Origin of the sequence: Streptomyces sp. NRRL WC-3626 (assembly GCF_000718785.1) — a bacterium.
Classification (GTDB): domain Bacteria; phylum Actinomycetota; class Actinomycetes; order Streptomycetales; family Streptomycetaceae; genus Streptomyces; species Streptomyces edwardsiae.
Genome location: NZ_JOCA01000023.1, coordinates 80,969 through 98,776, shown reverse-complemented (window position 1 = coordinate 98,776; position 17,808 = coordinate 80,969). Strand labels below are relative to the sequence as shown.

18 protein-coding genes and 1 tRNA gene are annotated in these 17,808 nt (G+C 71.2%); 6 read left to right on the top strand and 13 right to left on the bottom strand.

The window, feature by feature from the left end; all coding sequences use genetic code 11:
• Positions 1-51: 51 nt before the first annotated feature.
• The 7 genes from IF28_RS0128575 to IF28_RS0128545 form a co-directional block, all read right to left on the bottom strand.
• Positions 52-125 (bottom strand) — tRNA-Pro (locus tag IF28_RS0128575).
• 105 nt (positions 126-230) lie between these two features.
• Entirely contained in the window at positions 231-425 is a 195-nt protein-coding gene (locus tag IF28_RS0128570) for a hypothetical protein (protein ID WP_030225997.1), read from the bottom strand.
• Positions 426-521: 96 nt separating this feature from the next.
• Complete coding sequence (locus IF28_RS0128565; RefSeq protein ID WP_030225995.1) at positions 522-1,472, bottom strand: VOC family protein; 951 nt, start codon at positions 1,470-1,472, stop codon at positions 522-524.
• Entirely contained in the window at positions 1,453-2,538 is a 1,086-nt protein-coding gene (locus tag IF28_RS0128560) for a 4-oxalomesaconate tautomerase (protein ID WP_037894227.1), read from the bottom strand. The genes IF28_RS0128565 and IF28_RS0128560 overlap by 20 nt, the downstream gene beginning before the upstream one ends.
• A gap of 23 nt (positions 2,539-2,561) precedes the next feature.
• Entirely contained in the window at positions 2,562-3,269 is a 708-nt protein-coding gene (locus IF28_RS0128555; RefSeq protein WP_030225990.1) for a 4-carboxy-4-hydroxy-2-oxoadipate aldolase/oxaloacetate decarboxylase, read from the bottom strand.
• Positions 3,266-4,018 carry a PIG-L deacetylase family protein gene (locus IF28_RS0128550; RefSeq protein ID WP_030225988.1) on the bottom strand — a complete coding sequence of 251 codons (753 nt, stop codon included), beginning with the start codon at positions 4,016-4,018 and terminating at the stop codon, positions 3,266-3,268. The genes IF28_RS0128555 and IF28_RS0128550 overlap by 4 nt, the downstream gene beginning before the upstream one ends.
• Before the next feature lie 48 nt (positions 4,019-4,066).
• Positions 4,067-4,717 carry a GntR family transcriptional regulator gene (locus IF28_RS0128545; RefSeq protein ID WP_030225984.1) on the bottom strand — a complete coding sequence of 217 codons (651 nt, stop codon included), beginning with the start codon at positions 4,715-4,717 and terminating at the stop codon, positions 4,067-4,069.
• A gap of 189 nt (positions 4,718-4,906) precedes the next feature.
• Between IF28_RS0128545 and IF28_RS0128540 the strand changes: the two genes are divergently transcribed.
• Positions 4,907-6,058 (top strand): Gfo/Idh/MocA family protein, encoded by a 1,152-nt coding sequence (locus tag IF28_RS0128540; protein WP_030225981.1) that lies wholly within the window; start codon positions 4,907-4,909, stop codon positions 6,056-6,058.
• A 203-nt stretch (positions 6,059-6,261) separates the two neighbouring features.
• Here the strand turns inward: IF28_RS0128540 and IF28_RS0128535 are convergent, their stop codons facing one another.
• The gene (locus IF28_RS0128535) at positions 6,262-7,284 is read right to left on the bottom strand and encodes a LacI family DNA-binding transcriptional regulator (RefSeq protein WP_030225978.1); all 1,023 of its coding nucleotides are present in this window, start codon (positions 7,282-7,284) and stop codon (positions 6,262-6,264) included.
• Positions 7,285-7,393: 109 nt separating this feature from the next.
• Here IF28_RS0128535 and IF28_RS0128530 point away from each other — a divergent pair, with 109 nt between their 5' ends.
• The 4 genes from IF28_RS0128530 to IF28_RS0128515 are packed head-to-tail and all read left to right on the top strand — an operon-like array spanning position 7,394 to position 11,435.
• Positions 7,394-8,569 (top strand): phytanoyl-CoA dioxygenase family protein, encoded by a 1,176-nt coding sequence (locus IF28_RS0128530; protein ID WP_030225975.1) that lies wholly within the window; start codon positions 7,394-7,396, stop codon positions 8,567-8,569.
• 18 nt (positions 8,570-8,587) lie between these two features.
• The gene (locus IF28_RS0128525; protein WP_030225971.1) at positions 8,588-9,364 is read left to right on the top strand and encodes an SDR family oxidoreductase; all 777 of its coding nucleotides are present in this window, start codon (positions 8,588-8,590) and stop codon (positions 9,362-9,364) included.
• A 53-nt stretch (positions 9,365-9,417) separates the two neighbouring features.
• The gene (locus tag IF28_RS0128520; protein WP_030225969.1) at positions 9,418-10,422 is read left to right on the top strand and encodes a Gfo/Idh/MocA family oxidoreductase; all 1,005 of its coding nucleotides are present in this window, start codon (positions 9,418-9,420) and stop codon (positions 10,420-10,422) included.
• On the top strand, positions 10,419-11,435 hold the full coding sequence (locus IF28_RS0128515; RefSeq protein ID WP_030225965.1) for a Gfo/Idh/MocA family protein: 1,017 nt from the start codon (positions 10,419-10,421) through the stop codon (positions 11,433-11,435). The genes IF28_RS0128520 and IF28_RS0128515 overlap by 4 nt, the downstream gene beginning before the upstream one ends.
• A gap of 137 nt (positions 11,436-11,572) precedes the next feature.
• Here IF28_RS0128515 and IF28_RS0128510 read toward each other — a convergent pair whose 3' ends face one another.
• Genes IF28_RS0128510 through IF28_RS0128490 form a run of 5 tightly spaced genes read right to left on the bottom strand, consistent with a single transcriptional unit; the run spans position 11,573 to position 16,502 of the window.
• A complete protein-coding gene (locus tag IF28_RS0128510; protein WP_030225962.1) occupies positions 11,573-12,592 on the bottom strand; it encodes a Gfo/Idh/MocA family protein in 1,020 nt (339 codons plus the stop codon).
• 17 nt (positions 12,593-12,609) lie between these two features.
• Entirely contained in the window at positions 12,610-13,512 is a 903-nt protein-coding gene (locus IF28_RS0128505) for a sugar phosphate isomerase/epimerase family protein (RefSeq protein WP_030225961.1), read from the bottom strand.
• A gap of 1 nt (position 13,513) precedes the next feature.
• Positions 13,514-14,401: an ATP-binding cassette domain-containing protein gene (locus tag IF28_RS0128500; protein WP_030225960.1), complete on the bottom strand. Its 888-nt coding sequence runs from the start codon at positions 14,399-14,401 to the stop codon at positions 13,514-13,516.
• Between the two features lie 5 nt (positions 14,402-14,406).
• Positions 14,407-15,483, bottom strand: coding sequence for an ABC transporter permease (locus IF28_RS0128495; protein WP_030225959.1), 1,077 nt, complete (start codon positions 15,481-15,483; stop codon positions 14,407-14,409).
• Positions 15,483-16,502 carry a sugar ABC transporter substrate-binding protein gene (locus IF28_RS0128490; RefSeq protein ID WP_030225958.1) on the bottom strand — a complete coding sequence of 340 codons (1,020 nt, stop codon included), beginning with the start codon at positions 16,500-16,502 and terminating at the stop codon, positions 15,483-15,485. The genes IF28_RS0128495 and IF28_RS0128490 overlap by 1 nt, the downstream gene beginning before the upstream one ends.
• Before the next feature lie 308 nt (positions 16,503-16,810).
• On the opposite strand from IF28_RS0128490, the gene iolC reads away from it, so the two are divergent.
• Positions 16,811-17,803: a 5-dehydro-2-deoxygluconokinase gene (iolC, locus tag IF28_RS0128485; RefSeq protein ID WP_030225955.1), complete on the top strand. Its 993-nt coding sequence runs from the start codon at positions 16,811-16,813 to the stop codon at positions 17,801-17,803.
• Positions 17,804-17,808 lie beyond the last annotated feature (5 nt).

Here is a 17,808-nt window from a genome sequence, read left to right as displayed (position 1 = left end):
AACGCCGAAAGCCGTACCGGACATCGTCCGGTACGGCTTTCGGGCTACTCGTCGGGACGACAGGATTTGAACCTGCGACCCCTTGACCCCCAGTCAAGTGCGCTACCAAGCTGCGCCACGTCCCGATCGTGATGACGCAGGTCAAGCCTACCCCATCGGTACGGAGGCGAGGTCAACGCCGTATGGCCGGCTCCGGCGTGACCGACCGCTCCGGGTCGGGGCGGCCGGACTCAGCCGGTGGCGACCAGCCGACGCGGATCGCCGTCGCGCTGTGCCGTCCGTGAGGCGCGCAGCGCCGCGATCCCGATGAACACCATCGACGCCGTACCGGCCAGCGCGAAGGCCGTGAAGCCCCGGTCGCCCTGGTCCGCGGCGAGCAACTGGCCGCCGAGCCACGGTCCGAAGACCGCGCCGAAGCGGCCCATGCCGGAGGTCCAGCCGACCGCGGTCGGGGACCCCGCCGCACAGCGTCAACGTTTTTGTTGACAATCTCAGGAACAATGTGAGGGGTGCGGTGGCCGTCAGGCGGTCGGCGGGGTGCCGTGGGTGTGGAAGGACTCGATGGTCTTCAGGCCCCAGGCCTGTCCCCTGGCCCGCTCCGCCTCGGTCCAGGTGATCAGCGGCCAGTCGGGCGCCAGCACCAGCCGGGTGAGCGGATTGCACAGCTCGACGCGGTTGCCGCCGGGCTCGTAGACGTAGAGGAAGAAGGTCTGCTGGATGGCGTGCTTGTGCGGGCCCGTCTCGATGAACACGCCGCTGTCGATGGCGAGGTCGGCGGCGCGCAGGATGTCCTCGCGGGTGTCCGCCGCGAAGGCGATGTGGTGCAGCCGTCCGGAGGAGCCGGTCCAGTCCTCGGTGTAGACGACGTCGTACGACTTGTCGGTGAAGGTCAGCCAACGGGCGGCGATCCTCCCGGAGTCGAGCCTGATCTGCTCGGTGGGCCGGGCGCCGAGGAGGTGTTCCTGGAACTCGGCGTTGGCGAGGACGTCGGAGGCGAGGAAGTTGACGTGGTCGAGGCGGCGGACGCCCACGCCCCGGTTGGGTTTGGCCTGTGGCTGGTTCTTCAGCGCCGGACGCAGTTCCTCGGGCGCCCGGTAGTGCTCGCTCTCCCAGTACAGGGCGTGCTCGTGGCCGTCGGGGTCGGTGGTGAGGTACAGCCTGCCGATACCGGGCTCGTCCTCGGCCCATGTCCCGGGCCGTCCCGCCGCCTTCAGGGCCGCGACCCGGCGGTGCAGCGCCTCCTCGCCCGAGGTACGCAGTGCGAGCCGGCCGAGGCCCGGCTGTTCGCGGGCGGTGAGCACCAGACTGTGGTGTTCGTAGTCGTCGTAGGTGCGCAGATAGACGGTGTCGCCGTCCCGGCCGTTGACCGTCAGGCCCAGGTAGTCCGTGAAGAAGGCGACGCTGGCGTCCAGGTCGGGTGTGAACAGCTGGGCGTGGCCGATATGGGCGATGTCACCGAGCGGCGGAGTCAAGGGTGCCTCCAGGGCGTTGTGCGGGGATCGGCGCCGTGGCGGCGGACCGGGGGAAGACGGTGCCGTCGAGGATCTTGCGTGCGGTGCGGACGACGGCGGTACGGCGGACCACGGCGGAGCCGGGGTCAACGTGGACATCGACCTCCAGGAACCCGGTGGGGTGTTCGACGCGTACGCGGTCGGACTCGGGGAGTTCCGCGATCCCCTCCCCCACGCCGCCCGGGACGCGCAGTCCGGCGGCGACGCTCGCGGCGCCCAGGACGCCGATGGAGGTGTGGCAGCGCACGGGGATGAAGGTGCGGGTGGTGACCGCGCCGCCGTGCCGGGGCGGGGCGAGCAGGGTCGGTTTGGGCACGGTGGCGCCCTCCACGTCCCCGAGGCCCATCAGATGCCCGGCGGCCAGCCGGATCTCCCGGAGGCGGCCGGCGAGCACGAGGTCCTCCTCCAGGTCCCTGGGCGTCTCGTACCCGGTGGCGTTCAGCGCGGCCGCCGGGATCAGCACCACCGGCATGCCGTTGTCGACGCAGGTCACCTCGGTGCCGGCGACGGTGTCGCGGACGTTGCCGGTGGGCAGCAGCGGGCTGCCGCCCTGCGGGAACTCGATGACGACCGGGGCCGCCGTGCCCGGTACGCCCGATATCTCGGCCGTACCGGTGTAGTCGACGCGCCCGCCCGGAGTGGGGAAGGTGGCGACGGCACGTTCGCCGGTGTTGAGCATGCGGACGCGTACGGACGTCCGGTCGTCCCCGGCCGGGACCAGCCCGCGTTCGACGGCGAACGGGCCCACTCCGGCGAGGATGTTGCCGCAGTTCTGCCGGTCGGTGACCTCACAGGTGTCCACGGCGACCTGGAGGAACAGATAGTCGACGTCGGCGTCCGGGTCGGCCGAGCGGGAGACCACGGCGACCTTGCTGGTCAGCGGGTGGGCGCCGCCCAGGCCGTCGATCTGGCGCGGGTCCGGACTGCCCATGATCCGCAGCAGCAGGGCGTCGCGGGCCGCGGGCTCGGCGGGCAGGTCGTCGGCCAGGAAGTAGCCGCCCTTCGACGTGCCGCCGCGCATCAGCATGCAGCGCACCCCGTCGGGGGCGGTCACGATCCTTCCCCGGCCGTGTACTCGTCGTACGACCGGTAGGTCACGCCCAGTTGCTCCAGTTTCTCGCGCAACCCGTAGCGGTCCAGGCCGAGTTGGCCCTCGATGAAGGCGGCGCGGGAGGCGGCCTCCTTCTTCTCGCGTGCCTCGGACGCCTCCGCGACCCGGCGGGCGCGCTCGCGGGGGACGACCACCACGCCGTCGTCGTCGGCGACGATCACGTCACCGGGACGGATCACCTGCCCGTCGACGGCGACCGGTACGTTCACCGAGCCGCCGGTCGCCTTCACGGTGCCCTGTGCGCAGACCGCCCGGGTCCAGGCGGCGAAGCCCATCTCCCGGAGCTCCTGGGTGTCACGGATGCCCGCGTTGATGACCAGGCCGCGCACACCGCGCCGTCGCAGGGCGGTGGCGAACAGTTCGCCGAACATGCCGTCGGTGGAAGGGGAGGTGGTGGTGACGACCAGGAGGTCACCCTCGCCGCACTGCTCCACGGCGGCGTGGATCATCAGGTTGTCGCCGGGCCAGGAGAGCACGGTGACCGCGGTGCCCGCGACCCGTACGCCCTGCTGGACCGGGCGGATTCCGGGGCCGAGCAGACCGGTTCGGCCCATCGCCTCGCTGATCGTGGCCACGCCGTACCCGGCGAGCGCCTCGACGTCCTCGGGCTCGGCCTTCGGGGGGTTGGTGACGACGACGCCGCTCATGCGAGCTCCTTCGCGATCTGCGGGTACGGGCGCATGAACGCCTCGGCCATGGTCTTGTGCGGCAGGCCCAGGTTGGGGCCGGCGTTGCGCCTGAGCTGGACGCCGCGACGGACGGCCAGGTCGGTGTAGTAGTCCCACAGGTGCCGCTGGGCGGCGAGGCACTCCATGGCCTCGCGCTTGGTCTCCCACACCTCGGTGATGTCGAGCAGGACCTCGGGCCTGAAGCCGCTCATCTCGGGCTGGTGCGGCTCGAAGTAGAAGACGGGCGGGGCCCCGATGATCTCGCCCTCGCCCGGATAGCCGACGGCCTGCGCGAGGACGCGGGCCTCCAGGGCCATGCGGTTGGCGGCCGGGTGGTCACCGTTGTACGGGTCCTCGACGGGGTGGGTGAGCACCACGTCGGGCTGGGTGGCGCGGTAGACCTCGACGAGCCGGTCGGTCAGTGAGGGGGTCGCGAGCAGCGGATAGTCGCCGGCGTCGAAGAAGCGGACCTCGGCCCCGAGGGTGGCGGCGGCCTCCTCGGCCTCCGCCCGCCGGATCGCCTTGATCTCGTCCAGCTTCCTGCCCTCCCGCCACGCCTTGGCGGACTCGCCGCGCTCGCCGAAGGTCAGGCAGGCGATGGTGACCTTCTCCCCGCGCGAGGCGGCCAGGGCGATGGCGCCGCCCGCCCGCCACACGAAGTCGCCCGCGTGCGCGGTGACGACGAGCGTCGAACGGGGAACGGCGGCGGGCGCGTTGCCATGCGTCATTACTCGGAATCTCCTTGGTGACAGGTGACGCCCGCCCCGGTGCGTGGGTCAGTCGCGCAGCGCCTCGATCACGCTGGTGAGGTGGGCTCGGACGGCCGCCTCGGCCGCCTGCGGGTCCCTGGCCGCGATCGCCTCGATCATGGCCAGATGCTCGCTCAGGGACTGCTGCGGACGCCCCGGTCGCAGCGCCAGCTGGAAGCGATGCCGCACCAGTTGGGCGTTGAGCCGCTCCAGGAGCTCCACGGCCGTCAGCTGGCCGGAGAACTCGCGGATCCTGGCGTGGAGTTCGTGATTGAGATCCGAGTAGGTGAGCGGTTCACCGTCGGCCACGGCCTTGCGCATCGACGTGCCCAGGTCCTTGAGCTCGGTGACCTGTGCGTCGGTGACGGCGGCCGCCGCCTTCGCCGCGCAGAGACCTTCGAGGACCAGGCGGCATTCGGTGATGGCGACCGCTTCCTCCACGGTCACCACCCGCACCCGTGAACCACGGTTGCGGATCCGCTCCACCAGCCCCTGGGACTCCAGCTCTATCAGCGCGGCCCGGATACTGGCCCGGGTCACGCCGAACTGCTCGGCGAGTTCGTTCTCCACCAGCCGCTGCGCCGGCGCCATGTCGCCGCGCAGGATCGCCTCCCGCAGCTGCCCGAGCGCAAGCTGTTTCGCCTGCTCCCCGGTGCCCGGACGGGCTTGGTTCGGCATGGTTGCCCTCCCTGAGTGAGTGCCTGTCGAACGTAAATCTAGCCAGACAAGATTGTCAACAATTTTGTTCGCCAGATGAGATCCGATGCGGAGGGCGCGACATTTGTCCTGTCAAAAGGTTGACATGATCCCGGTCGCCGCTCAGGGTGGGCGGGACAGCACGGGGAACGGGCCGGAGAGAGGCTTTTCATGGTGGATGCGCTGGGTGTCGCCGTCGTCGGATTCGGCTGGATGGGGCGGGTGCACACCCAGGCGTACGCGCGCGTACGGCACCACTATCCGCAGCTGGCCCTGCGCCCGGAGCTGATCACGGTCGCCGAGGAGGTGCCGGGCCGGGCCGAGGAGGCCGCCGCGCAGTTCGGGTTCGCCTCGACCACCCGCGACTGGCGGGAGGTGGCCGCCGACCCCCGGGTCGGAGCCGTCAGCATCACCGCGCCGAACTTCCTGCACCGCGAGATCGCCGTCGCGATGGCGGAGGCGGGCAAGCACATCTGGATCGAGAAGCCGGTGGGGCTGGGCGCGGACGACGCCCGCGCGGTCGCGGACGCGGTCACGAAGGCGGGAGTCCAGGGGACGGTCGGCTTCAACTACCGCAACGCGCCGGCGGTGGAGGCGGCGCGCGAGCTGATCGCCTCCGGCGGCATCGGGACCGTCACGCATGTCCGTATCCGGCTGTTCAGCGATTACGCCGCCCATCCCGAGGGTGCGCTGACCTGGCGCTACGAGCGCGCCCGCGGGGGCAGCGGGGTGCTCGGCGATCTGGCCTCGCACGGCGTCGACCTGGCCCGGTTCCTGCTGGGCGACATCGCCTCGCTGACCGCGGACACGGCGGTCTTCGTGCCCGAGCGGTCCCGCCCGGCGGGCGCCACGGCCGGCCACTCCCGTGCGGCCGGCGGCGAACTCGGGCCGGTGGAGAACGAGGACTACGTCAGCTGTCTGCTGCGGTTCGCCTCCGGGGCGCGCGGCGTGCTGGAGGCCTGCCGGGTGTCGGTCGGGGAGCAGAACAACTACGGCTTCGAGGTGCATGGCACCGAGGGGGCGGTGTTCTGGGACTTCCGCCGAATGAACGAACTGGGCGTCAGCCGGGGGACGGGGTACCAGGACCAGCCCGTCAGCACGGTCTACGTCGGCCCGGGACACGGTGAGTTCGGCGCCTTCCAGCCGGGTGCCGCGAACGCGATGGGGTACGACGATCTGAAGGTGATCGAGGCGTACCGGTTCCTCCGCTCGGTGGCGGAAGGGGTTCCGTACGGGGCGTCGCTCGCGGACGCGGTCCACAGCGCGGCGGCGCTGGACGCGATGACGCGGTCCGCGGAGAGCGGTGCGTGGGTGACCCTCTGAGCTCTTTCGCCCCCGCCGCCCCTTCCCGTCCCGTCCCGAGGGGCGCTGCCCCTCGACCCCGGACCTGCGGGTCGGTGGGGGTTGATCGCGCAGTTCCCCGCGCCCCTTCAGGGGCGCGGGGAACTGCGCGAAGGGGGTCTGGGGGCGGAGCCCCCGGAGACGGGACGGGAAGGGGCGGCGGGGGCGAGCGAAGTCCGGCCGCGTCACGGCGCGGGCATGTTGTACGGGGTCACCACCTGGATGGCCGAGGGGAGGGTGGGGCCCGCCGGCGGCAGCGCGCCATGCGCCCGCATCACCAGATGGCACGCCTCCCGCACATCGTGCCGCAGGTCGTGGTGGAGCACCGCGGACAACCGGTGCTCCCGCAACAGCCGGGTGTTGTCGTGGTCGAGGTCGTGCGCGACGAAGACCGCGCACTCACGTTCGGCGTCCTCGAAGGCGCGCAGGGTGGCGATGTTGCCGCCCCCGATCGAGTAGACCGCGCGAATCCCCGAGTCGCGTTCCAGCGCGGCCCGCACCAGGTCGTACTGGGTCGCGTCCAGCCCCTGCCCCTCCGCGATCTCGACGAGGGCCCGCCCGGGGAACCGGGCGCGCATCGTGGCGCGGAACCCCATCTCCCGCTCCTCCTCGTTGCGGAAGGAGCCGCTGGAGAGACTCGTGAGCACATTGCCGGGGCGGTCCCCCAGCCACTGCCCCATCAGGTACGCGGCGGTCGCCCCCGCCGCCCGGTTGTCGCTCCCCACATGCCCGATCCGCGCACTCGCCGGCAGATCCGTCACCAGCGTCACCACGGGAACGCCCGCAGCCGCCAGCCGCCCGACGGCAGCCGTGACCTCCGGAACGTCCGGCGCCTTGAGGAACACCCCCTGTGAGCCCCGCCGCCCGATCCGGTCCAGCACCGCGACCAGTTCCCCCACCGGCCCCGTCTCCCGGAAATGGAAGCGGGAACGGATCACCGCCGGGCGCAGGGACGGAAGTTCGGCCTCCAGCGCCGCCCGGACGGCCGTCGAGAACCGCTCCGGCGACTGCATCACGATGTCCACCATGAACGTCCGCCCCACCAGCCGGACCTGCGTGCGCTGCCGGTCGAGGTCGGCGATCGCCCGGTGCACCTCACGCGCGGTGCTCTCCCGCACTCCTCCCCTGCCGTTCAGGACCCGGTCCACCGTGGCCTCGCTCAACCCGGCCTGACGTGCGATTTCCCGGATCGGGAAGGGGTGCCCCATGGCTCGGCTCCTGAGGGGTTTTTGATGGGTCTCTGCTGGTTGTTCGAAGGGTTTGTACTGACAAGAATGGCATCAGCCGCGTCGCTCCGTGACCCGAAGGGACGACCCCATGTCAGCCTCCGCCCACCACCAGACACCCGCCCCGGCCGCCTGGCTGTCCGAGCGGCACTGCGACCTCGACGCCTTCCGCGCCCTGGTGGAGCAGTCGACCGACCTCGACGCCTACCCGCACGCCAGTGCCGTCGAGCGGAACGTGCCGCTGTACGACGCCGACCGGCTCGCCCTCGCCGACCGCCGTGCCGTACAGGCCGAGCTGGTGCGCGCGTTCGCGGACGGCCCCGGCATCGTGGTGATCCGCGGAGCCTTCGCCGATCCGGCGGTGGTGGACCGTATGACCGCCGTGTTCGAGGCTCTGATCGCCGAACAGCGCGCCACGGGCGCCGCCGCCGGCGACCACTTCGCCAAGCCGGGTGCCAACGACCGGGTGTGGAACGCCTTGGAGAAGGCGGCCCTGTACGACCCGGAGGCGTTCGCCGAGTACTACGCGAACGAGGCGACGGCCCTGGTCTCCTCGGCCTGGCTCGGCCCCGGCTACCAGGTCACCTCGCAGGTCAACGTGGTGAACCCGGGCGGTGCGGCACAGACCGTGCACCGCGACTACCACCTCGGCTTCCTCTCCGACGAGGTCGCCGCCCGCTACCCGGCGCATGTGCACCGCCTCTCCCCCGTGCTCACGCTCCAGGGCGCGGTGGCGCACTGCGACATGCCCGTGGAGTCCGGGCCCACGCTGTATCTGCCGCACTCGCAGAAGTACGAGCCCGGCTATCTCGCCTGGCGGCTCCCGGAGTTCCGGGCGTACTTCGAGGAGCACCACGTACAGCTCCCGCTCGCCAAGGGCGACGCGGTGTTCTTCAACCCGGCGCTGTTCCACGCCGCGGGCGCCAACCACTCGGCGGACATCCGGCGCATGGCCAACCTGCTCCAGGTGTCGTCGGCGTTCGGCCGGGCGATGGAGACGGTGGACCGCGAGGCCGTGGCGGGCGCCGTCTACCCGGTGCTCCTGAAGCGCCGGGGCGAGGGCGCGGGCGAACAGTGGCTGGAGAACGTGATCGCGGCGAGCGCCGAGGGCTACCCCTTCCCCACCAACCTCGACAGCGACCCGCCCGTGGAGGGCCTCGCCCCGCCGTCGCAGGCCGATGTCGTACGACGGGCCCTGCGCGAGGGGTGGACCGCGCGGACGCTGCGCGGCGAACTGCGGGCCGGCGCCAAGCGGCGCGAGAGCTGAAGGGACCCGGAGACCGGCATGGGACTTCTCGACGACAAGGTCGTCCTCGTCAACGGCGGCAGCCAGGGCGTCGGCGCGGCCGTCGCGCGGGCCGCGGTCCGCGAGGGCGCGGTCGTGGCCGTCAGCGGGCGGCGCGCCGAACCGGGTGAGGCACTGGTGGCCGAGCTGGCCGCCGCGGGCGGCAAGGCGATGTTCGTACGTGCCGACCTCGCGGACGCCGAACAGGCCAAGGCCTCCGTCACGCGGACGGCGGAGGCGTACGGGCGGATCGACTGCCTGGTGAACTCCGCCGGCCTCACCTCGCGCGGGACCCTGCTCGACACCACACCCGAGCTGTTCGACGAGCACATCGCGATCAACCTCAAGGCGCCGTTCTTCGCCATGCAGGCCGCCGTCGCCGACATGGTGCGGCGCGCGGCACCCGGCACCGTCGTCAACGTCATCACCTCCTCGGCGCACGGCGGACAGCCGTTCCTGGCGCCGTACGTCGCCGCGAAGGCCGGGCTGATCGGCCTCACCCGGAACGCGGCGCACGCCCACCGCTGGGACCGGATCCGGATCAACGGCCTGAACATCGGCTGGACCGCCACCGAGGGCGAGGACGCCACCCAGCGCGCCTTCCACGGCGCCGGGGACGACTGGAGGGAGCAGGCCGCCGCACGGCTGCCGATGGGCAGGCTGGGCCAACCGGACGAGATCGCCGACTTCGTGGTCCTGCTGCTCTCCGACCGCTCCGGGGTGGTCACCGGCTCCGTGATCGACTGGGACCAGAACGTCCTCGGCGGCCTCGACTGATCTCCCCGCACCTCTCCGCCCGTTCGTACCCGCAAGCAAGGAGCACCGTCCCCATGCGCATCGGAATCCTCGGTCTCGGCCGTATCGGCGCCTTCCACGCCGAGACCCTGTCGGGGCTCGACGCCGTCGAGTCCCTCGTCGTCTCCGACCCGTTCGCGGACGCCGCGAAGTCGGCCGCCGAGCGGTTCGGCGCCGAGGTCGCGGACTCTCCCGAGGCCCTGCTCGCCGCCGGGGTGGACGGCGTGGTCGTCGCCGCCGCGACCGACGCCCACCCGGGGCTGATCCTGGCGTGTGTGGAGGCGGGCGTGCCCGTCTTCTGCGAGAAGCCCGTGGCCCGCACCATCGGCGAGGGCGTGGAGGTGCTGAAGGCCGTCGGGGGCCGTGACGTGCCGGTCCAGATCGGTTTCAACCGCCGCTTCGACGCCGGTTTCGTCGCCGCGCGGGCCGCCGTACGCAGCGGGGAGCTGGGCAAGCTGCACACCGTGCGCTCGACGACGCTGGACCCCGCGCCGCCGCCGGCCGCGTACGTCGCCGCGTCCGGGGGCATCTTCCGGGACTGCTCGGTGCACGACTTCGACATCATCCGCTGGGTGACCGGCCGGGAGGTGACCGAGGTGTACGCGGCCGGCGGCAACCGGGGCGCCGACTACATCCGGGAGGCCGGCGACGCCGACACGACCGGCGCGGTCCTCACCCTCGACGACGGCACCCTCGCGGTGGTCTCCAACAGCCGCCACAACGGCCGCGGTCACGACGTCCGCATGGAACTCCACGGCTTCGCCGACTCCATCGCGGTGGGCCTGGAGGAAAAGCTGCCGCTGCGGTCGGTGGAGCCCGGCACGACCTTCCCGGCGGGCACCCCGCACGACTTCTTCATGGACCGCTTCACGGACGCCTACCGCGCCGAACTCACCGCGTTCACCGAGGTCGTGGCGGGCTCCCGCCCCTCGCCGTGCACGATCGCGGAGGCCCTCGAAGCGGGCTGGATCGCGGAGGCGTGCACACTGTCCCTGCACGAGCACCGTCCCGTCACCGTCGAGGAGGTACGGCAGGCATGAGCGAGTCCGGCCGGGAACCCCTGCGTATCGGCGTCCTGGGAGCCGCGCGGATCACCGAGCGCTCCCTCGTCGTCCCGGCCCGGACGACCGGCCACCGCCTGGTCGCGGTGGCCGCCCGCGACCGCTCCCGCGCCGAGGCGTTCGCCGCGGCCCACGGCGTGGAGCGGGCTCTCGGCTCGTACGCCGAGCTGCTGGCCGACCCCGAGGTCGACGTCGTCTACAACCCGCTCGCCAACGGCCTGCACGGGCCGTGGAATCTGGCGGCGCTGGCCGCGGGCAAGCACGTCCTGAGCGAGAAGCCGTCGGCGAGCAACGCGGCGGAGGCGGAGGAGGTCCGGGAGGCGGCCGCCCGGTCGGGCGCGGTCTTCATGGAGGCGTTCCACTACCTGTTCCATCCGGTCACGCGGCGGCTGCACGAGCTGCTGGCCTCCGGTGAGCTCGGTGAACTCCGGCATGCACAGGCCATGGTGGCGATCCCCGCGCCGGAAGCCGCCGACCCCCGCTGGTCGTTGTCCCTGGCGGGCGGTGCGCTGATGGACCTGGGCTGTTACGGCGTGCACGCGCTGCGGATGCTCGCGCCGTGGGCGGGCGGTGCGCCGCGTGTGCTGTCGGCTCGGGCCGGTGAGCGTGCGGGGGCGCCGGGGGTGGACGAGTGGCTGGACGCCGGCCTCGGCTTTCCGTCCGGCGCGACGGGCAGCGCGCGGTGCCATATGGCGTACGACCGGCTGGAGATGAGCATGCGGATCGTCGGCAGCCGGGGCGAGGCGACGGCCCCGAACTTCGTGCTTCCGCAGCAGGACGACCGAGTCATCGTCCGCACCCCGGACGGCGAACGCACGGAACATCTCGGCACCCGGTCGTCGTACGCGTACCAACTGGAGGCGTTCGCGGCCCGGGTACGCGCCGATGCGCCGCTTCCTCTGGACGCGGACGACGCGGTGGCGACGATGCGGCTGATCGACGCGTGCTACGAGTCGGCGGGGCTGCCCCCGCGCCCTCGCAGCACGGCCTGACCACTACGCCCGTACAGCGGGGCCTTGTTGAACGGTGCCCCGCGTTGTTGGCTGTGCCCACCCTCCCCCCTTGCCTGAAAGGCGGGGGAGGTGCCCCCATCGCCCTGCGGAACGACTGCCCACAGCGGCGGAAGGTGCTACTTGTACAGCTCGGGCCGCTCGACCAGGTCGACCTCCACGCGGCCGCCGGTGTCCAGCGCCCGTACCCCCGCCTCGCACACCGCCGCCGCGGCGTAGCCGTCCCACGTGCTCGGCCCCGTCACCTCACCGCGCCGGGTCGCGTCGACCCAGGCCTGGACCTCGTCGTCGTACGCCTGCGCGAAGCGTTCGGTCCAGTCCTGGGCGATCGCGCCGCCCCAGCGGCCGCCCAGGTTGGTGACCAGCGCGTGCCCGTCGCCGATGCGGGCGGTGCCGCGTTCGCAGACCACCTCGGCCTGTACCTGGTAGCCGAAACCGCAGTTGACGAAGATCTCGACGTCGGACAGCGCGCCCCCGTCCGTCTCCAGCACGACGAACTGCGGATCGAGCAGCCCGTCGGGCGCTCCCGCGGACGGCGTGGGCCGCAGTACCGTCACTGCGGCGATCTCATGCCCGAGCAGCCACCGTGTGGCGTCCACCTCATGGGCCACGGAGTCGGTGATGAGCATCCCGCTCGTGAAGAACGGCGCGCTCGCCACATTGCGGTGCCGGTTGTGCAGCATCAGCGGCCGCCCCAGCTCCCCCGTCTCCAGCAGCGCCTTGAGCCGCACGTACTCGGCGTCGTAGCGGCGCATGAACCCGACCTGCACCCGGCGGTGCCCGAGGGCCGCTTCGGCCTCCATGACGCGCAGCGCGGACGCCGCGTCCGGAGTGAGCGGCTTCTCGCACAGCACCGGCAGATCTCGCTCGAAGGCGGAGAGCAGGGCCGCCTCGTGGGCCGGTCCGGAGGAGGCGATGAGCACGGCGTCGACGTCGGCCGCCGCCATCGCGGCGGCCGGGTCGGTGTGGACACCGCAGCCGTCGATGCCCGCGGCGGCGGCCTCGGCGCGCCGGGCGTCGAGGTCCACGACGGCGGTGACCCGCGCGCCGCTGACCACCCGGTCGATCCGGCGTACATGGTCCGCGCCCATACGGCCGGTGCCGATGACGGCGACACCGAGCGGTTCGCGCCGGCTCATCGTGTCCCTCCGGTTCGTCAGGCGCCGCAGGAGCGGAGGAACTTGCGGGTGCGTACGGCGATGGGGAGCGGCTTGTCCGGTTCGCAGGGGTACATGTCCTGCTCGACGATGGCGAACAGGTCGACGCCCAGCTTCTGCGCGGCCGTGAGGACCGGGCCCAGCTCGGGAACGCCGGCGGGCGGTTCGCACATCACCCCGCGCTGCACGGCCGGTCCGAACGGGACCTCGTTCTTGACGACGTCGGCGAGGATCTCCGGGTCGACCTGCTTGAGGTGGAGGTAGCCGATGCGTTCGCCGTAGGTCTCGATCAGCTTGACGCTGTCGCCGCCGCAGTAGGCGTAGTGGCCGGTGTCCAGGCAGAGGTCGACCAGGTCGGAGTCGGTCGAGTCGAGGAAGCGCTCGACGTGCTCCTCGGTGTCGATGTGGGTGTCGGCGTGCGGGTGGACGACGATGTCCAGGCCGTACGTGTCCTTCACCTCGCGGCCGAGGCGTTCCATGCCCCGGGTGAGGTGGCCCCACTGCTCGGTGGTGAGTTCGGGCTCCTCGAGGATCTCGGCGGTCTTGTCGTCGCGCCAGAAGGACGGGATGACCACCAGATGCTTCGCGTCCATGGCCTGGGTGAGGGCGGCGACGCGGCTGACCTGTTCCCAGGTGCTGTCCCATTCGGAGGGACCGCGGTGCAGTCCGCAGAAGATGGTGCCGGCGGAGACCTTGAGGCCGCGCTTCTTCACCTCGTCGCCGAGGCGTGCCGGGTCGGTGGGGAGGTAGCCGTAGGGGCCGAGTTCGATCCAGGAGTAGCCGGCCTCGGCGACCTCGTCGAGGAAGCGCTGCCAGGGCACCTGCTGCGGGTCGTCGGGGAACCAGACGCCCCAGGAGTCGGGGGCGGAACCGACCCGGATGCGGTCGAGCGCGACTGCCATGTCAGGACTTTCCTTCCGGAGTTGCGGCTACGGGGGCCTGGAGGTCGCCCTCCTCGGGGAGTTCCTCGGTGTCGACGCCGCCGACCTGCGCCAGCTCGTGCTTGAGCGCGGCCAGTTCGGCGCCGCCGGCCATGTGGTTCGTCAGCTCCTCGAGGCCGACCTCGCTGCGGGTGGCGCTGAGTTCCAGGGTGCCCAGGCGCAGCACGCTGAAGTGGTCGCCGACCATATAGGCGTGATGCGGGTTGTGGGTGATGAAGATGACGCCGAGGCCGCGGTCGCGGGCCATGGCGATGTACTTCAGGACCACACCGGACTGCTTGACGCCGAGGGCGGCCGTCGGCTCGTCCAGGATCAGCACGCGTGCGCCGAAGTGGACGGCGCGGGCGATGGCGACGCACTGGCGCTGGCCGCCGGAGAGCGTGCCGATGGGCTGCTCCAGGTCGTCCAGGACGATGCCCATGTTGCGCAGTTCCTCGTCGGCCGTCCTCTTCATACGGTCGATGTCGAGGCGGCGGACGGGCCAGGGGCCCCTGGTCAGCTCGGAGCCGAGGAAGAAGTTCCGCCACACCGGCATCAGCGGGACGACGGCGAGGTCCTGGTAGACGGTGGCGATGCCCTTGTCGAGGGCTTCGCGCGGGGTGGAGAAGCGCACCGGCTCGCCGTCGACGAGGAACTCGCCCTCGGTGTGCCGGTGCAGCCCCGAGACGATCTTGATGAGGGTGGACTTGCCGGCGCCGTTGTCGCCGAGGACGCACGTCACCTTGCCGGGATGGACGGTGAGGTCGACGCCGTGCAGGGCGCGGATGTTGCCGTAGGACTTGCCGGCCGCGCGGAGTTCGACCAGGGGGCGGTCGCCGTCGGACGCGGTACCGGTGGTCTTGTCGGTCATTTCGGTCACCTCCGGGTCGCCTGGCGCTGGACCCACAGATTGATGAGGACGGCGCCGAGCAGCATCACGCCGAGGAAGGCCTTGAACCAGTCCGGGTTCCAGCCGGCGTAGACGATGCCCTGCTGCACCATGCCGAACATGAAGGCGCCGAAGACCGGGCCGATCGCGCTGCCGGCGCCGCCGGTCAGCAGACAGCCGCCGATGACGGCGGCGGCGATGTAGATGAGCTCCTGGCCCACGCCCTCGCCGGACTGCACGGTGTTGAAGGAGAACAGGTTGTGCATGCCGACGAACCATGCGCCGAAGCCGACCAGCATGAACAGGGAGATCTTGGTGAAGGTGACCGGGACGCCGACCGCGCGGGCGCTCTCCTTGTTGCCGCCGACGGCGAAGATCCAGTTGCCGTACTTGGTGCGCAGCAGTACCCAGGTGGCGAGGGCGGCGAAGACGAACCACCACACCACGGTGATCTTCACCTGGACGCCGCCGAGGTCGAAGCTGGAGGCGAAGAGGGCCTTGGCCTGGTCGAAGCCCTCCATGTCGGCGATGCTGTCGGTCGCGACGTTGCCGGTGACGAGCTTGGTCACCGCCAGGTTCACGCCCTGCAGGATCAGGAAGGTGCCGAGGGTGACCAGGAAGCTGGGCAGCCCCGTCCTGACCAGCAGCCAGCCGTTGAAGGCGCCGATGGCCAGGGAGACCACCAGGGCGACGATCACGCCCACCCACACGTTCAGGGTGAGCTGGTAGCTGAGCATGCTCGCGGTCAGTGCCGAGGTCACGACGGCGACACCGGCCGAGAGGTCGAACTCGCCGCCGATCATCAGCAGGGCCACGGGCAGCGCCATGATCCCGATGACGGACGACTGGTACAGGATGTTCGCCATGGAGCTGCCGTCGCGCATCGGCGCCGCGGTGATCAGGAAGAACACCATGACGGCCACGGCTCCGAGGAACACGCCCACCTCGGGGCGGGCCAGGAGCCGCAGTGCGAGCGGGCGGCGCCGGGTGCGGCCGTCGCTCTGTTTCGGGCCGGGGGCCGGCGGTGGGGTCACCGCCGGCTCAGCCTGTTGGGCCATGCTCATCACCGAGTGCCCTTCGCGGCGTACTCGGAGACCGCGTCGACGTTGGACTTGTCGACGAACGCCGGGCCGGTCAGCACCGGCTGCTCGCCGCCGCCGCTGTAGTTGCCGTTGTTCTTGTAGAGCCACAGGCCGTCGACGGCGAGGTAGCCCTGCAGGTAGGGCTGCTGGTCCACGGCGAACTCGATGTCGCCGCCCGAGATCGACTTGGTGAGCTCCTTGTTGAGGTCGAAGGTGGCGACCTTCGCCTTGCTGCCCGCGTCGCCCACCGACTGCACCGCGGTCGGCGCGAAGGGCGCGCCGAGGGTGACGACGTAGTCGATGGCGGAGTCCTGCTTCAGCTTGGCGGTGATGGTCGACTTCACGGACGGCATGTCGGTGCCGTTGACGTTGAGGATCTGGGTCTCGCCCTCGAAGGTCTTCTTCACGCCGTCGCAGCGCTGGGTCAGGCCGACGTTGCCCTGCTCGTGGATGACGCAGACGGCGTTCTTGGCGCCGACCTCGTTCAGCTTCTTGCCGAACGCCTCGCCCGCGACGGACTCGTCCTGGCCGAAGAACTCGAGCAGGTCGAGGTCCTTCCAGTCGGTCAGGCCGGAGTTGAGGCCGACGACGGGGATGTCCGCCGCGTTGGCCTTGGCTATGACGGCCTTCAGCGCGTCCGGCTTGGCAAGCGTGACCGCGATGCCGTCGACCTTCTGGTCGATCGCGTTCTGCACCAGGGTGGCCTGGCTGCCGGCGTTCGGGTCGGCGGAGTAGACGAGGTCGATGTTGTCCTTGGCGGCGGCGGCCTCGGCGCCCTTGCGCACGATGTCCCAGAAGGTGTCGCCGGGCGCCTGGTGGGTGACGAGGGCGACCTTCATACGGGGCGTGTTCGCCTTGCCCGCCGACGCGTCGGCTCCACCCTCCTCGGACTTCTTGCCGCCGGAGTCACTGGAGCAGCCGGCGAGGGCCAGGGTGGCTGCCGCCGCGACCGCGACGAACGGCGCGATTCTGCGGGAGCGGGTGTGCGAAGAGCGGTCCATCTGTCCTGCACCTCACTGTGCTACGCGGGGAAAGGGCGGGAGTCCGAGGATCCGGTGCCTCGGAAGTCCGGGTGTGCCATAGAACACGGCGGTCATGCTGGGACGCGATCCAATCCCCAGAAGCCTCCGCTGTCAATACTTTGTTAAGACATCAGTTCACGTACTAGTCCGAATGTAAGTACAAACTATTGACATCGCCGCCCTCGGAGACCTACACCTGTGGGGTGGCAGGTCCCTGGAATCCACGTCCCCACCGTGGCAGGGCGCTTTGGGACCCGCATCCCCAGTAGCTCGAGAGGCGTCGCTCAATGGCCGACTCACCACCATATTTCGACCTGATCACCATGGGACGCATCGGGGTCGATCTTTATCCACTGGAGACCGGGGTTCCGCTGGCGCGGGTGGAGACTTTCGGGAAATTCCTGGGCGGATCGGCCGCGAATGTCGCGGTTGCGGCCGCCCGGCTGGGCCGTTCCGTGGCGATCGTCACCCGCACCGGTGACGACCCCTTCGGCACGTTCCTGCACGAGGCTCTGCATGAGTTCGGCGTGGACGACCGCTGGGTCACCCCGGTCTCCGCGTACCCGACCCCGCTCACCTTCTGCGAGATCTTCCCGCCGGACGACTTCCCCCTGTACTTCTACCGCCGCCCCAAGGCCCCGGACCTGGAGATCCACGCCGACGAGCTGGACCTGGCCGCCGTACGCGCGGCCGGGATCTTCTGGATCACCGGCACGGGTCTGAGCGAGGAACCGAGCCGCTCGGCCACCCTCGCCGCCCTGGAGGCCCGCGCCCGGGCCGGGACGACCGTCTTCGACCTGGACTGGCGCCCGATGTTCTGGCGCGACCCGGACCAGGCCCGCCCCTACTACCGCGAGGCGCTGCGGCATGCCACGGTCGCGGTCGGCAACCTCGACGAGTGCGAGATCGCCACCGGGGTGCGTGAACCGGAGGCGTGCGCGCGGGCGCTGCTGGCGGCCGGTGTGGAACTGGCCGTGGTCAAGCAGGGCCCGCGCGGTGTGCTGGCGGTGCATCGCGACGGCACCCGGGCCGAGGTACCCCCGGTGCCGGTCGAGGTGGTCAACGGTCTCGGCGCGGGTGACGCCTTCGGCGGTTCGCTCTGCCACGGTCTGCTCTCCGGCTGGGACCTGGAGCGGACCATGCGCCACGCCAACGCCGCCGGCGCCCTCGTCGCCTCGCGCCTCGCCTGTTCGTCCGCCATGCCGACCGGGCGGGAGGTCGCGGACCTTCTCGCGCGGTCCGCCCCGCCGGTCCCGGCGGACCTGCCGAGCCAGTCCTGAACGGA

Excerpts from the sequence above, each read along its gene's own strand:
- IF28_RS0128570 (WP_030225997.1), bottom strand. The coding sequence starts at position 425 with ATGGGCCGCTTCGGCGCGGTCTTCGGACCGTGGCTCGGCGGCCAGTTG.
- IF28_RS0128560 (WP_037894227.1), bottom strand. The coding sequence starts at position 2,538 with ATGCTGATGCGCGGCGGCACGTCGAAGGGCGGCTACTTCCTGGCCGAC.
- IF28_RS0128555 (WP_030225990.1), bottom strand. The coding sequence starts at position 3,269 with ATGAGCGGCGTCGTCGTCACCAACCCCCCGAAGGCCGAGCCCGAGGAC.
- IF28_RS0128550 (WP_030225988.1), bottom strand. The coding sequence starts at position 4,018 with ATGACGCATGGCAACGCGCCCGCCGCCGTTCCCCGTTCGACGCTCGTC.
- IF28_RS0128545 (WP_030225984.1), bottom strand. The coding sequence starts at position 4,717 with ATGCCGAACCAAGCCCGTCCGGGCACCGGGGAGCAGGCGAAACAGCTT.
- IF28_RS0128540 (WP_030225981.1), top strand. The coding sequence starts at position 4,907 with ATGGTGGATGCGCTGGGTGTCGCCGTCGTCGGATTCGGCTGGATGGGG.
- IF28_RS0128535 (WP_030225978.1), bottom strand. The coding sequence starts at position 7,284 with ATGGGGCACCCCTTCCCGATCCGGGAAATCGCACGTCAGGCCGGGTTG.
- IF28_RS0128530 (WP_030225975.1), top strand. The coding sequence starts at position 7,394 with ATGTCAGCCTCCGCCCACCACCAGACACCCGCCCCGGCCGCCTGGCTG.
- IF28_RS0128525 (WP_030225971.1), top strand. The coding sequence starts at position 8,588 with ATGGGACTTCTCGACGACAAGGTCGTCCTCGTCAACGGCGGCAGCCAG.
- IF28_RS0128520 (WP_030225969.1), top strand. The coding sequence starts at position 9,418 with ATGCGCATCGGAATCCTCGGTCTCGGCCGTATCGGCGCCTTCCACGCC.
- IF28_RS0128515 (WP_030225965.1), top strand. The coding sequence starts at position 10,419 with ATGAGCGAGTCCGGCCGGGAACCCCTGCGTATCGGCGTCCTGGGAGCC.
- IF28_RS0128510 (WP_030225962.1), bottom strand. The coding sequence starts at position 12,592 with ATGAGCCGGCGCGAACCGCTCGGTGTCGCCGTCATCGGCACCGGCCGT.
- IF28_RS0128505 (WP_030225961.1), bottom strand. The coding sequence starts at position 13,512 with ATGGCAGTCGCGCTCGACCGCATCCGGGTCGGTTCCGCCCCCGACTCC.
- IF28_RS0128500 (WP_030225960.1), bottom strand. The coding sequence starts at position 14,401 with ATGACCGACAAGACCACCGGTACCGCGTCCGACGGCGACCGCCCCCTG.
- IF28_RS0128495 (WP_030225959.1), bottom strand. The coding sequence starts at position 15,483 with ATGAGCATGGCCCAACAGGCTGAGCCGGCGGTGACCCCACCGCCGGCC.
- IF28_RS0128490 (WP_030225958.1), bottom strand. The coding sequence starts at position 16,502 with ATGGACCGCTCTTCGCACACCCGCTCCCGCAGAATCGCGCCGTTCGTC.
- iolC (WP_030225955.1), top strand. The coding sequence starts at position 16,811 with ATGGCCGACTCACCACCATATTTCGACCTGATCACCATGGGACGCATC.